The organism is Variovorax sp. 05N34 (assembly GCF_056397405.1).
Genome location: NZ_JBFTNI010000006.1, coordinates 100,948 through 114,322 on the forward strand (window position 1 = coordinate 100,948; position 13,375 = coordinate 114,322).

General features: G+C 64.7%; 10 protein-coding genes. 1 reads left to right on the forward strand and 9 read right to left on the reverse strand.

The features are described 5' to 3' along the window. Position 1 precedes the first annotated feature (1 nt). From phnY to phnD, 6 genes are read right to left on the reverse strand one after another with little or no spacing between them, the layout of a single operon-like run. Positions 2–1,447, reverse strand: a complete 1,446-nt coding sequence (gene phnY / locus AC1DMA_RS17530) for a phosphonoacetaldehyde dehydrogenase (RefSeq protein WP_478145001.1) — start codon at positions 1,445–1,447, stop codon at positions 2–4. After that, entirely contained in the window at positions 1,444–2,541 is a 1,098-nt protein-coding gene (psrA, locus tag AC1DMA_RS17535; protein WP_478145002.1) for an iron-containing alcohol dehydrogenase PsrA, read from the reverse strand. The genes phnY and psrA overlap by 4 nt, the downstream gene beginning before the upstream one ends. Before the next feature lie 8 nt (positions 2,542–2,549). Further along, the gene (gene phnA / locus AC1DMA_RS17540) at positions 2,550–3,788 is read right to left on the reverse strand and encodes a phosphonoacetate hydrolase (protein ID WP_478145003.1); all 1,239 of its coding nucleotides are present in this window, start codon (positions 3,786–3,788) and stop codon (positions 2,550–2,552) included. Continuing rightward, on the reverse strand, positions 3,788–4,603 hold the full coding sequence (phnE, locus tag AC1DMA_RS17545; protein WP_478127934.1) for a phosphonate ABC transporter, permease protein PhnE: 816 nt from the start codon (positions 4,601–4,603) through the stop codon (positions 3,788–3,790). The genes phnA and phnE overlap by 1 nt, the downstream gene beginning before the upstream one ends. 2 nt (positions 4,604–4,605) lie before the next feature. Then, positions 4,606–5,421, reverse strand: a complete 816-nt coding sequence (gene phnC / locus AC1DMA_RS17550; RefSeq protein WP_478145004.1) for a phosphonate ABC transporter ATP-binding protein — start codon at positions 5,419–5,421, stop codon at positions 4,606–4,608. Continuing rightward, on the reverse strand, positions 5,418–6,299 hold the full coding sequence (gene phnD, locus AC1DMA_RS17555) for a phosphonate ABC transporter substrate-binding protein (RefSeq protein WP_478145005.1): 882 nt from the start codon (positions 6,297–6,299) through the stop codon (positions 5,418–5,420). The genes phnC and phnD overlap by 4 nt, the downstream gene beginning before the upstream one ends. A 172-nt stretch (positions 6,300–6,471) precedes the next feature. Between phnD and AC1DMA_RS17560 the strand changes: the two genes are divergently transcribed. Then, positions 6,472–7,335 carry a LysR substrate-binding domain-containing protein gene (locus tag AC1DMA_RS17560; protein WP_478145006.1) on the forward strand — a complete coding sequence of 288 codons (864 nt, stop codon included), beginning with the start codon at positions 6,472–6,474 and terminating at the stop codon, positions 7,333–7,335. Between the two features lie 222 nt (positions 7,336–7,557). Here the strand turns inward: AC1DMA_RS17560 and AC1DMA_RS17565 are convergent, their stop codons facing one another. The 3 genes from AC1DMA_RS17565 to AC1DMA_RS17575 are packed head-to-tail and all read right to left on the reverse strand — an operon-like array spanning position 7,558 to position 13,252. Then, on the reverse strand, positions 7,558–8,475 hold the full coding sequence (locus tag AC1DMA_RS17565; RefSeq protein ID WP_478127930.1) for a formate dehydrogenase accessory sulfurtransferase FdhD: 918 nt from the start codon (positions 8,473–8,475) through the stop codon (positions 7,558–7,560). Then, positions 8,472–11,357, reverse strand: coding sequence for a formate dehydrogenase subunit alpha (fdhF, locus tag AC1DMA_RS17570; protein ID WP_478145007.1), 2,886 nt, complete (start codon positions 11,355–11,357; stop codon positions 8,472–8,474). Before fdhF ends, AC1DMA_RS17565 begins: the two co-directional genes overlap by 4 nt. Then, the gene (locus tag AC1DMA_RS17575; protein WP_478145008.1) at positions 11,354–13,252 is read right to left on the reverse strand and encodes an NADH-ubiquinone oxidoreductase-F iron-sulfur binding region domain-containing protein; all 1,899 of its coding nucleotides are present in this window, start codon (positions 13,250–13,252) and stop codon (positions 11,354–11,356) included. Before AC1DMA_RS17575 ends, fdhF begins: the two co-directional genes overlap by 4 nt. Positions 13,253–13,375 lie beyond the last annotated feature (123 nt).

Genomic DNA, 13,375 nt, shown 5'->3' on the forward strand with positions numbered 1-13,375 from the left:
GTCACCAAGGCATCGTGAAGGTCTTGCCGTTGCAGAACGACTTCATCGCCTCCTGCACTCCTTCCTTGTAGCCCAGGCCAGAGTCCTTGATGCCGCCGAAGGGCGTCAGCTCGATTCTGTAGCCGGGCACTTCCCAGAGGTTGACGGTACCCACTTTCAGCTCCCTGGCGAAGCGAGTGGCGTCCTCGAACCGATGCGTGCAGATGCCCGACGAAAGTCCGTAGGCGGTGCCGTTCGAGATCGCGATCGCTTCGTCGATGGTGCCAAAGGTGATGATGGGCGACACCGGCCCGAAGGTCTCTTCCCGCACCAAGGTCATCTCCGGCCGCACCCGATCGAGCACCGTGGGTGAATAGAGGGCGCCTTCGCGCTTGTTTCCCACGAGCAGTCGAGCGCCTTGCGACACTGCCTCGTTCACGAGTTGCTCGAAGCGCTGCGCTGCAGGCTCGTCGATCACGGTTCCCATGTCGTTGTCCCGATCCATGGGGTCGCCGTAGCTCCAGGCCCGCGACTTCTCGACGACGAGGTCGGTGAAGGCCGCGGCGACTTTCTCGTGCACCAGCATGCGCTTGACGGCGGTGCAGCGCTGGCCCGAGTTCTTGTACGAGCCCTGCACAGCGAGATCGCTCGCCCTGTCCAGATCGGCGTCGTCCATGACGATCAAAGGATCGTTGCCGCCGAGTTCGAGCACGATGCGCCGGTAGCCGGCCTTGGCGGCAATGTATTTGCCGATGGGAACGCCGCCGGTGAAGGTGACAAGGTCCACGTGCCGATGAGTGAGAAGCTCGTCGGCGATCTCCCGCGGATCGCCCGTCACCACCTGCAGCATCTCGGGGGGCAGCCCCGCCTCGTAGAGCAGGTCGGCGAAGTAGTAGGCCGACAGCGGCACCTTCTCCGATGGCTTGAGCACCATGCGGTTGTTGGTGGCCACGGCGGGCACCACCTTGTGCGCGACCTGGTTCATCGGATGGTTGAAAGGTGTGATGGCGGTGATCACGCCCAGCAGCGGCTCGCGCGTGGTGATCACCTTGCGCTTCTTACCGTGCGGCGTGAGGTCGCACGAGAACACCTGCCCATCGTCGCGCAACGCCTCATTGGCGCCGAAGTTCAGCACGTCGGCCACACGGCCGATCTCGTAGATGCTGTCTTTCTTCGACAGGCCCGATTCAGCGGTGATGAGATCGGACGCCTGCTCGGTTCGTTCGCGCAAGAGCGAAGCGGCGCGATTGAGGATTGCGGACCGCTCGTAGCGCGTGAGAGTGGGCACATAGGCATGCGCGATGTCGAACGCGCGGCGCACGTCCTCCAGGCTTGCCATCGGCGCACTGCCTACGCGTTCGCCGTTGAACGGATTACGCACGTCGATCGCTCGGCTGGTGTGTATCCTTTCACCGCCGATGCGCAGCGCCTCGGCGCGAAACTCGATGCTTTCCAGGATGGCGTTCATGCTGTCTCCTCCATGGATGTGCCGATGAAATTCTTTCCTCGCGCACCATTCAGTGCGAAGGCGACCATTTGCTCGGCCTGCTCGTCCGTCACGCCGTAGTCGGCAAAGCGGGTCTTCACGCCCAGCCGCTCGATGAATGTCGCCAGACGTTGCGGTGCATCATCGAGAGGGCCCAAGGCCCGCTGGAGCACGGCATCCCGTCCGGCATGGCGGCCGATGGCGCGCTCCAGCACCATCGGCAGCGGGAATGAACAGGCAATGCCGTGCGGGACGCCGTAGCGCAAGGTCATCTCGTAGGAGATCGAATGCGCCAGAGCCGTGCGTGTGTTGGAGAACGCCATGCCGGCCTTGAGCGCGGCGAGCGCCATGCGTCCGCGCAGCTCGATGTCATCCAGCCTCTCCATCAGCCGCGGCAAGGCATCGAAGACGTCATGCACGGCCGCCACGGCAAAGGTGTCCGAAAGCGGATTCGCATTCACGTTCCAGATCGATTCCAGTGCATGCGAGAGCGCGTCCAGCCCGCTTTGCAATGTCACCGGCGCCGGCAAGGACAGCATCAGCGCAGGGTCGATCAGCGCGACGTCGGGCCAGGTCTCGGGCAGATGCAACGAGTACTTCTTGCCGGCTCCGCGGTCCCACACCGTGGCCCATGGAGTGACTTCGCTGCCGGTGCCAGCGGTCGTGGGCACGGCGATCAGCGTCTTCACGTGCGCGGGGGTGACGCTCTTGCCTGCCGCGAGCGCCGCGACCAGTTCGTCGAAGCGATGACTGGCCGTGCCGACCATGAGCGCCTTGGCGGTGTCGATCGCACTGCCGCCGCCCACGGCAACCAGCACTTCCGCACTATCAGGGTCGCGCCAGAAGGCGTCATAGAGCGGGCGCAACTCGGCGACGTCGGGGTTGGGCTGCACGTTGTCGATCACGCCGGCGAGCGCCGGTCCGAGCAGCTGTTCAAGACGTGCCACCAGCCCGAGCTGGCGCGCTTCCGGAAAGGTCACGACGACGGCCTTGCGGCCCTCCAGCAGCTTCGGCAGGGACGACAGGGCCCCTACCCCGTACACGCTGCGCACGGGATTGAAGTATTCGTTGGACATGGAAAGGTTCAGCTCAAGTCGGTGGTGTGATTCAAGGCCAGATCGAACACATCGAAGTTGCGAAGACGACGGTGCGATGCCACGCCCCGAACGGGCCGGTTGAACAGCAGGGGAACCTTCTGCTCGGAGATGCCGCCGTGGGAACGCAAGGGMACCGTCAGGCCGCTCAAGTCGTGCTTGGCGGCACTCGTGCCGAGCACGGTGAGGTGATCGCCGATAACGACCAGGTCGCCGATGCGGTCCGCCGCCAGCTCGAAGCGGCTGACCGCCTCTTCCCGCGTCACCACCAGTTCGACGCCAGGGAGCGCCGCCAAGAGATCCTGCACGCCTTCGCGCGCGTTGCTGTTGACGTACACCGTCGCAAACGAACCCAGGGCGCCGTGGTGGACGACGTAGGGGTCCGTGATGGGCAGGATCACGCGGGTGGTGCCATTGCCGAGCTGCGCGTCCAGTTCCTGCTGGAGGTAGAGCACGCGAGGATTGCCCGCGGCGTCCGTCTTGGGGCTCATGCCATGGTCGGCCGTGAGGCCGATGACGGCGCCCAGGGCATCGAGCCTTGCGAGGTAGCCGTCCATCATGGCGTAGAAGGCATTTGCTTCGGGCGTGCCCGGGGCGCACTTGTGCTGCACATAGTCGGTGGTCGACAGATACATCAGGTCCGGGCGGCGGGTCTCCAGCAGCCGCACGCCCGCCGCAAAGACGAACTCGCTGAGATCGGCGCTGTAGACCGACGGAACGGGCCTGCCCACCAGGTCGAGCACCTTGTCGATGCCGCACTCGGCCATCGTGGCCTGGTCCGCCTTCTCCGCCGAAAAGCAGATGCCCTTCAGGCCGTGGCCCAGCAAGGTGCGCAGCTTGTCCTTCGCCGTCACTGCCGCCACCAGTGCACCCGCTTTGCCGAAGGCAGCCAGCAGCGTGGGGGCGCGCAGGTAGGTGGGGTCGTTCATCATGACTTCGCGGTCCGCTTCGACGTCATAGAAGTAATTGCCGCAGATGCCATGGACCGACGGAGGCACGCCCGTCACGATCGACACGTTGTTCGGGTTGGTGAAGCTCGGCACCACGCAATCGCCGATCAGCGAACTCCCCTGCGCCAGCATGCGCTGCAGGTAAGGCGCAGAGCCAGCCTGGATGGCCTGGGTGATGTAGTCGGGCTCGCAGCCATCGACACAGACCACCACCACCGGCGCGCGCGGCTTGGCGTAATGCCGCCCGTTGACCTGAATTGCTTCCGCTTGCGAGTTCATCAGTGGGTTCCTTTCTGGATCCAGGCGCGCAGACGCGTGGAGACGTAGTCCGCAACCATCACCATGGCGATGATCACGATGATGCAGGTGGCCGTGTCCCGGTACTGAAACAGCTTCATGCTGCCCACGAGTTCGAACCCGATGCCCCCCGCGCCGACCATGCCCAGGACGGTCGCCTGGCGAAGGTTGGTTTCGAATCGGTAGAGGATCACTGCGATCCAGGCCGTGACGACTTGCGGCAGCACGCCAAAGACGATGGTCTGGATCGGCCCCGCGCCCGTCGAGCGCAGTGCCTCGATGGGCCCCTGATCGATTTCCTCGATGGATTCGGCAAAGAACTTGCCCAGCATGCCCGCGCCGTGGACGGCCAAGGCCAACACGCCCGGGAACGGACCCAGCCCGACCGCGGCCACGAACACAAGCGCCAGGATGATCTCGTTGACGCCACGCGTGACGTTGAACACTTGCCGCGTGATCTGGTAGACCACCGCGTTCGGCGTGAGATTGCGCGCCGCGAAGAAGCACACCGGCACTGCCAGGATCACGGCCAGCAGCGTTCCCCAGAGTGCAATCTGCACCGTTTCGATGGCGGGGGTGATCAGCTTTTCGACGAACGCCCAGTTGGGCGGCAGCATGCGCGAGAGGAAGTCACCGATCCAGGGCAAGCCCTTGGCCAGTTCGCCGAAGCTGACCTGCGCGCCCAGGGCCGCCCACCAGAGCACGGCCATCATGGCCACGCCGGTTGTGATGCGAGGCGCCCAGCCGAGACTGCCGCCAGGCCGCGACACGAGGAAGGTGTAGGAACCGACATGCATGATCAGGCCTCCTCCAGCGCCAGGTGGCGCAGTACGGGTTCAGGTGCCGACGCCGCGAGCGCCGCCGCGTTGCGTGACTCGCTCTCGTCAAGGCCCGGATAGATGCGGTGCAGGACATCCCCCGTGAGCTGTTCCGGTCCGCCCTCGAACACGATGCGGCCGCCGGAAACACCCAGGATGCGCTCGCCAAACTCCTTGGCATAGTCGATCTGGTGGAGGTTGCACACCACCGAGATGCCCAGTTCGCGGCTGGCCTGCTTGAGGTAGTTGAGCACCGTCCGCGACGTCTTGGGATCGAGGCTCGCAACGGGCTCATCGGCGAGGATGATCTTCGGCTGCTGCGCCAGCGCGCGCGCAATGCCCACCCGCTGTTTCTGGCCGCCGGAGAGCGTGTCCGTGCGGAGTTCCGCCTTGTCCTCCAGTTCCACGCGGCGCAGGCATTCGAGCGCGATCTCCACGTCCTTGCGCGGAAAGATCTGGAGCCACGACAGCACCGAAGGCATCGCGCCGAGCCGGCCCGTCAGCACGTTCTTCTGCACCGACAGGCGAGGCACCACGTTGTAGTGCTGAAAGATCATCGCCACCTGGCAGCGAAGCCGGCGCAGGCTCGCGGCGTCGGACTTGACGAGCTTGCCGTCGATGCGAACGTCACCGCTGCTGGGCTCGACGAGCCGGTTGATGCAGCGCAGCAGGGTCGACTTGCCCGCGCCCGAAGGGCCGAGCACCACCAGGAATTCACCCGGTTTCACGTCGAGGTCGACGCTCTTGAGAGCATCGAAAGCGCCGTAGCGCTTCGTGAGGCCACGAATCTCGATCACTTCATTGCCTTCAGGTCGAGGTGGAGGATGCTGGCCGTCTCGCGGATGATGTCGTACGCCTTGTCGTTGGTGGGATGAAAGCCGTTGAGCATTCCCTGGTCCGACCACGGAATGTCTTTCACTTCGAGGAAGGCCGCCTGCACGCGCTTCTTCAGTTCGGGGTCGAGGTCCTTGCGCCAGACGGTCGGCGATTCGGGGATCGGATCGGAGGTCCACACCACCACAAGGTCATCGCGGTTGGCGAGCCCCTTCGCGATGGCGGCGTCCAGGATGCGGTCCGCGATCGCCACCGCGTCGACCTTCTTGTTCTGCACGGCCACGGCATTGGAATCGTGCGAGCCCGAGAAGATGACGCGACCGAAGTCGCTGTCGGGATTGAAGCCCGCCTTCATCAGCCCCGCCTTCGGGAACAGGTGGCCCGAGGTCGAGGTCGGATCGACGAAGGCGAAAGTCTTGCCCTTGAGGTCGGCGATCGTCTTGATGCCGCTGTCCTTGCGAGCCACGATCAAGGAGTGATACGAAGTCCGGCCGGCCTTCTTGGTCTCGGCGACCGCAAATGCCTCGATCGGCGCCACGGTCGTGCCCATCACGTACGAGAACGGGCCCAGGTAGGCGACGTCCAGCCGCTTGGAGCGCAGCGCTTCGATGACGCCGTTGTAGTCGGCGGCCACGAAGGGCTTGACCGGCATGCCCAGCGCCTTCGACAGCATGTCCATCATGGCCTGGCTGTTTGCGATCATGGCGCGAGAGTCTTCGGAAGGGATGAGGCCCACCGTGAGCACGTTGGCGGCTTGCGCGGGGCTTGAACCCAAACCGACAAGGGGAGCGCCCAGCACGGCAGGTGCACAGGCAAGAAGGGAACGACGCGTGAATTTCATCGAGGTCTCCGATGCGGAACTGAGGAACCGTCACTGTTGTAGCGCCACATGACGAATCCGTGACGCATGGCCGCACTTTCGGCGCTTGCACCACATTCAGCCAATTCAAGTTTTTTGACCTATGTATTGACTGAACCTATAGTTCGGCCGGGATAACACCAAGGCTGGATTCATGCGGCTGACACAATTGCGCTCATTTCACGCGGTGGCCGTCACCGGCAGCTTCACGGGTGCGGCGCAGAGCCTGCACGTCAGCCAACCGACCGTGACGACGCAGGTCGGCCAGCTTGAGGCGCTCTACAAAGTTGAACTGTTCCATCGCACGGGTCGACCCGTGCGGCTCACGGAGATGGGCGAGCGATTGCTGCACCTCTCCCGCCAGATCTTCAGCCTCGAGAGTGAGGCCGTGCAGTTGCTGCGCGAGTCGGGCGAACTGCGCAGCGGGCACCTGCGCGTGGCGGCCGTAGGGCCGTCGCATGTGACGCGAATGCTCGTTGCGTTCAATCAGCAATACCCCGGCGTGAAGGTGTCGGTGAGCACCGGCAATTCGCAGGACGTGATGGACCGGCTGCTCAACTATTCCGCGGACGTCGGCGTGCTGGCGCAGGCACTCAAGGACCGACGCTTCGTATCGGTCCCCTATTCCGAGCACCCGGTGGTGATCTTCTGCAACGCCGAGCACCGCTTTGCGCATCGGCGCAGCATTCGTACCGCGGAGTTGCAAGGCGAGCGGCTCATCCTGCGCGAGCAGGGTTCGACGACCCGCAAGGCCATCGAGTCCGCGCTGCGCACTGCGCGCGTGGAGACCGAGGTGGTGATGGAAGTAGCGAGCCGCGAGATCATCCGCGAGGCAGTGCTGCAGGGCCTTGGCATCGCGGCCGTGTCGGAAGTCGAGTACGTGCCCGGTCCTGGCCTGCACGCGGTGCGCATCAGCGATGCGCAGGTGCGCACGTTCGCTCACGTGATGTGCCTTGCCGAGCGGCGTGATACGCGGATGGTCCGCGCCTTCTACGAAGTCATCGGCAAGGACGCCTGAGCATCAGCGCTCTCCATCGCGTCCATCTGTGGACGCTGCAGCGCAACCCTGTCGAGCCCGCGCGACCGATGGGAATGCGCGTTGCACAACGCGGCAATGATCTCGTTCTGCACGCGAACCACTTCGCGCGGCGGTTCACGGTCGGCCTAGCGCGAGCAGATCCTGGACGTCGCGCGGCGGCTTCCGGTATTGCCTCAGTAGAAGGCCAGGGTCCCGGCCGGCCTACATCCGTTCGGCATCGAACCTCTCAGACCCGACATAGCAAAGAAAGTGGCGATTGGCCGCACGCCCGAAAAGCGTCATGCCCAGCTTTTCTGCCAGTTCGTGCCCCATGGCCGTGACGCCATTGCGCGAAACGATGATCGGCACACCCATATGGGCCGACTTCATGACCATCTCGCTCGTCAGGCGACCGGTCGTGTAGAAGGTCTTGTCACCGCCGGAAATGCCGTGGATGGCCATCCACCCGGCGATGGTGTCGATCGCGTTGTGACGTCCCACGTCCTCGACAAAGACCAGCATGTCGCTTCCATGAAAAAGCGCACAGCCATGCACCGAACCCGCCTGCCGATGCACGCTGTTCCGCGATCGCATCAGCTCCAGGATGCGCAGCAACGTGCCCTGGGCGATGCGTGCCGTTTCCGCGGTCGGCAAGCGCACCGCATCGATCTGCGACATTGCATCGCCGAAGACGGTGCCTTGCCCACACCCTGTCGTCACGACCCGTCGCGCGGTCTTCTTGCCGAGGTCCTTGACGCCCGCATGCGTTTTGACGGCCGCCGCGCCAACCTCCCAGTCGACGTGGATGCTCTCGACTTGGCTCGCACGCTCTATGAGGTTCTGATTGAGCAGGTAGCCGAGCACCAGCAACTCCGGCGACGCGCCCAAGGTCATCAACGTCACGAGTTCGCGCTTGTCGACGAAGACCGTCAACGGCCGCTCGGCCGGAATATGAATCGGGCGATGCTCACCGTGCTGGTCGACGATCTCGATGCGGCGCAGCAGCGCGGCGCTCGCCTGGCTCATGCGAGGCGCGTCTGCCTGCCTCGGAAGCGAGACGGCTTCGAAGGCCGAGGGCGCTTCGTCCTCGGCCTCGAGTTCGTCGAGTTCGCCGGCCGACGCGCATTGCTGATCGGTCATGGGAGCACGGGCTCGTTCGTCCTCGGGTTGATCGATCCCGTGCCGTAGCCTGCCGCCGGTTTCGGCTCGCCGCCGCGCTGGATGCGCACCGCGCAATACTTGAACTCCGGAATCTTGCCGAAGGGGTCCAGCGCCGCATTGGTCATCAGGTTGGCCGCCGCTTCGTAGTAGGCAAAGGGCATGAAGACCGCGCCGTGCGGCGTGCCGTCATCGCGGCGGATGTGGATCGCCACCTCGCCGCGGCGCGACTGCACGGTGATGACGTCGCCCGGTGCCAGGTCCATGGCAGCCAGGTCACTGCCATTCATGGACGCGGTGGCCATCGGCTCCAGCGCATCGAGCACTGTCGCGCGGCGGGTCATGCTGCCCGTATGCCAGTGCTCCAGCTGACGGCCCGTGATCAGAACGAATGGATATTCGGCGTCCGGACGCTCATCGGCCGGAATGATGTCCGCCGGCACGAGCGTCACGCGGCCATCCGCTGTCGGGAAGTTCTCGATGAACACCGTGGGCGACCCCGGGTCCTCCGCGGAAAGGCACGGATAGGTCACGCTCGATTCGCGCTGCAGCCGCTCCCACGTGATGCCGTTGATGGCCGCATGCATGGCTTGGCGCATTTCTTCATACACGGCAGCCACGCCGCTCTCTTCGCCCGGGTAGTCCCATGTGAGGCCCATGCGCTTCGCGATCTGCTGGATGATCCACAGGTCCGGCTTCGCTTCGCCCGGCGCGTTCAGCGCGCGCTTGCCAAGCTGCACCATGCGGTCGGTATTGCTCACGGTGCCGGTCTTCTCGGGCCAGGCGGTTGCGGGCAGCACCACGTCGGCCAGCCAGGCGGTTTCGGTCATGAAGATGTCCTGCACCACCAGGTGCTCCAGCGAGGCCAATGCATGCCGCGCGTGGTTCAGGTCGGGGTCGCTCATCGCGGGGTTCTCACCCATGATGTACATGCCGCGGATCTTGTGGGGATCGCTGTCGGGCGCCAATGCCTTGTGCATGATTTCGACGACGGTGTAGCCCGGCTTCTCGTCGAGCTTCATGCCCCAGAAATCCTCGAACCACGCATGCGCGCCGGCGTTGTCGACGCGCTGGTAGTTGGGGAACATCATCGGGATCAGGCCGGCATCGCTGGCGCCCTGCACGTTGTTCTGTCCGCGCAAAGGGTGCAAGCCGGAGCCCGGCTTGCCGATCTGCCCCGCAACGGTGACCAGCGCGATCAGGCAGCGCGCGTTGTCGGTGCCATGCACGTGCTGGCTGATGCCCATGCCCCACAAGATCATGGCACCCTTGGCCTTGGCAAACTCGCGAGCCACTTCGCGCAAAGTCTGCGCAGGAATGCCGCAGATGGGCTCCATCGCCTCAGGGCTGTATCCCTTGACGTTCTCGCGCAGCGCTTCGAAGTTGTTCGCGCGCTCGCGAACGAACTGCTCGTCCGTCAGGCCCTCTTCGATGATCACGTGGATCAGCGCGTTCAGCATGGCGACATCGGTGTCGGCCTTGAACTGCAGCGTGCGCCATGCGTGCTTGCCGATGTCGGTGATGCGTGGATCGGCGAGGACGATCTTCGTGCCCCGTTTCGCCGCGTTCTTCATCCAGGTCGCGGCGACCGGATGATTGGCCGTCGGATTCGACCCGATCACGATCACCATGTCCGAGTGCTCGATATCGTTGACCTGATTGCTCACCGCGCCCGAGCCCACGCCCTCCAGCAATGCCGCGACGCTCGATGCATGGCATAGGCGCGTGCAGTGGTCCACGTTGTTGCTGCCGAAGCCGGTGCGGACCAGCTTCTGGAACAAGTACGCCTCTTCGTTGCTGCCCTTGGCCGAGCCGAAACCGGCCAGCGACTTCTTGCCATGCGTGTCGCGCAGCCGAACCAGTTCGCCCGATGCGTAGGCGAGCGCTTCTTCCCAGCTTGCTTCGCGAAAGGCTTCGCTCCAGTGGCCGGGCCGCGGTGCGTCCGTTTCGTCCTTGGGGAAGCCGGGCTTGCGAATCAGCGGCTTGGTCAGGCGCTGCGGGTGGTCGACGTAGTCATAGCCGAAGCGACCCTTCACGCACAGGCGGCTGTGGTTGGCCGGGCCGTCGCGGCCATCGACGCTGACGATCTTCTCGTCCTTGACGTTGTAGGTGATGAGGCAGCCAACGCCGCAGAACGGGCAGACCGAATCGACCTTGCGGTCCACCGCCTGCGGCCCGATGTGCGACTTGGGCATCAGCGCGCCGGTCGGGCAGGCTTGAACGCATTCCCCGCAAGCCACGCACGTGCTCGCCCCCATCGGGTCGTCCAGGTCGAACACGATCTTGCTCGCTTCGCCGCGCAAGGCATAGCCGATCACGTCGTTGACCTGCTCTTCGCGGCATGCACGCACGCAGCGATTGCACTGGATGCAGGCGTCCAGGTTCACCGCCATCGCGGGATGGCTGACGTCCGACGCCGGCTGCTCCCGCCTCAGGGCCCTGAGTTCGGGGCGCACCTGGATTCCCAGCTTGCTGGCCCAGGCGCTGAGTTCGCCGTGCTGCTGCGATTCATCGTCGCCGACCCACTTGTAGCCTTGGTCGGGCATGTCGGACAGCAGCATCTCCACGACCATCTTCTGGCTCTTGCGTGCACGTTCGCTGGTCGATTGCACTTCCATGCCAGCCGTGACGTTGCGGCAGCAACTCGCCGCGAGCGTGCGTTCGCCCTTGACCTCGACGACACAGGCCCGGCAGTTGCCGTCGGGGCGGTAGCCGTCCTTGAAGCAAAGGCGCGGGATGTCGACGCCGTGCCGGGCGCCGGCCGCGAGGATCGTTTCGCCTTCGAAGGCCTGAATGGTTTGCCCGTCGAGCTGAAACTCCACGGTTTGCGGCGTCAATTCCGCGATGCGTGCCGGGGCGTTCATGCTGCTTTCCCTTGTTCGGTTGCCGCGGGGTTCTTCGGTGGCGGAACGAAGGGCGGCGTGCCCTTTTCGCCGACTTCCTGCGGGAAGTATTTCTGCACGCAGCGGATCGGGTTCGGCGCCGCCTGGCCCAGTCCGCAGATGGATGCATCGCCCATGACCTGGCTCAGATCTTCGAGCGTGACGTTGTCCCAAACGGGTGCCTGCATCAGGGCCGCGGCCTTGCCTGTACCGACGCGGCACGGCGTGCATTGGCCGCAGCTTTCATGCTCGAAGAAGCGCATGACGTTCAGTGCCGCGTCACGCGCCTTGTCCTGGTGACCGAGGACCATGACAGCGGCCGAACCGATGAAGCAGCCGTGCGGCTGCAGGGTGTCGAAGTCAAGCGGCACGTCGCCCATCGAGGCCGGCAGGATGCCGCCTGAGGCGCCGCCCGGCAGGTACGCATAGAACTCATGGCCGGGCAACATGCCGCCGCAGTATTCGTCGATCAGCTCGCGCACCGTGATGCCTGCGGGAGCCAGCTTGACGCCGGGCTCCGCGACACGGCCGCTCACGCTGAACGATCGCAGTCCCTTGCGTCCGTTGCGGCCGAAGCCCGAAAACCACTGCGGCCCCTTCTCCACGATGTCACGCACCCAGTAGAGCGTTTCGAAGTTGTGCTCCAGCGTCGGGCGACCGAAAAGGCCGACCTGCGCGATGTAAGGAGGCCGCATGCGAGGCTCTCCGCGCTTGCCTTCGATGCTTTCGATCATCGCGGACTCCTCGCCGCAGATGTAGGCGCCAGCGCCGCGCCGAAGCTCGATCCGCGGCAGCGTGCAGGGCGGGTCCGCATAGAGCTTGTCCAGCTCGGACTGCAGCAGTGCGCGGCAGTCGTGGTATTCGTCACGCAGGTACACGTAGCAAACGTCGGTGCCCACCACCTGCGCCGCAATCACCAGGCCTTCGAGAAAGCGGTGGGGGTCGCGCTCGAGATAGGTTCGGTCCTTGAAGGTGCCCGGCTCGCCTTCGTCGATGTTCACTGCCATCAGTCGCGGTGCCGGCTGGTCGCGGACGATGCGCCATTTGCGGCCCGCCGGAAAGCCCGCGCCGCCGAGGCCGCGCAGGCCCGAATCTTCCATGGCCTTGATGATGGACTCGTGCGCCTTCGTTCCGCTGGCGACTGCTGCCGCGAGCGCATAGCCGCCGTTCGCACGGTAGGTTGCGTAGCCGGTCGCCGGGGGTGTCGCTTCGACTTGGGCGACTGGAGGCGAAACGCTCTTTTCAGCGAAGGACGCGACGTCGAAGGGCATCGGAGAAGAGTGTCCAGGGCGTGCGGGCATGTCTGCGGCGGACCTCTTGCGTTCCACCTCGACAGCCTGCGCGACCTTTTCCACAGTCGCCAGTGGCACAGCCGTCTGATGCACCGCGACGGCGGGCGCCTGCTCGCACCGACCGATGCAAGGCGCGGCAATCACACGCACTTCGCTGCCAAGGATTGAAGGCAGCCTTGCCAGCAAGTCCTGCGCACCGCCCAGCTCGCACGCCAGGCTGTCGCACACACGCACGGTCAATGTCGCGGCCTGGTCGCCGGCTCGAACGACATCGAAGTGGTGATAGAAGGTTGCCACTTCGTAGACCTCGGCCATCGGGATGTTCATCTCCTTGGCCAGGGCCACCATGTGCCGCTCTTGCAGGCCCCGCCACGCATCGTTGATCTTGTGCAGGTTCTCGATCAGCAAGTCGCGGCGATGGCCTTCCGCGGGGCGCTCGCCGATGAGGGCGCGGACTTCGGCAATCGAAACCTCATCGGGCTGACGGCCTTTGAGCTTGCTCTTGCTGCGAATGCGCTGGCGAAGATCTTCGGCCGACGCGATTGCCACCGCCTTGACCTCGTTGCGCTGACCTGGGTGATTCATAGGGTGGGTCGTTCCTGCTGTATCGGCTTGATTGTTATCGATGGCTCAAGCCCAGGCTGACAGTGATACGTTCGCTGTCGATGCCTGGGCATGCGATGCCCTTTTTGCGTGGTGCGGACTGTC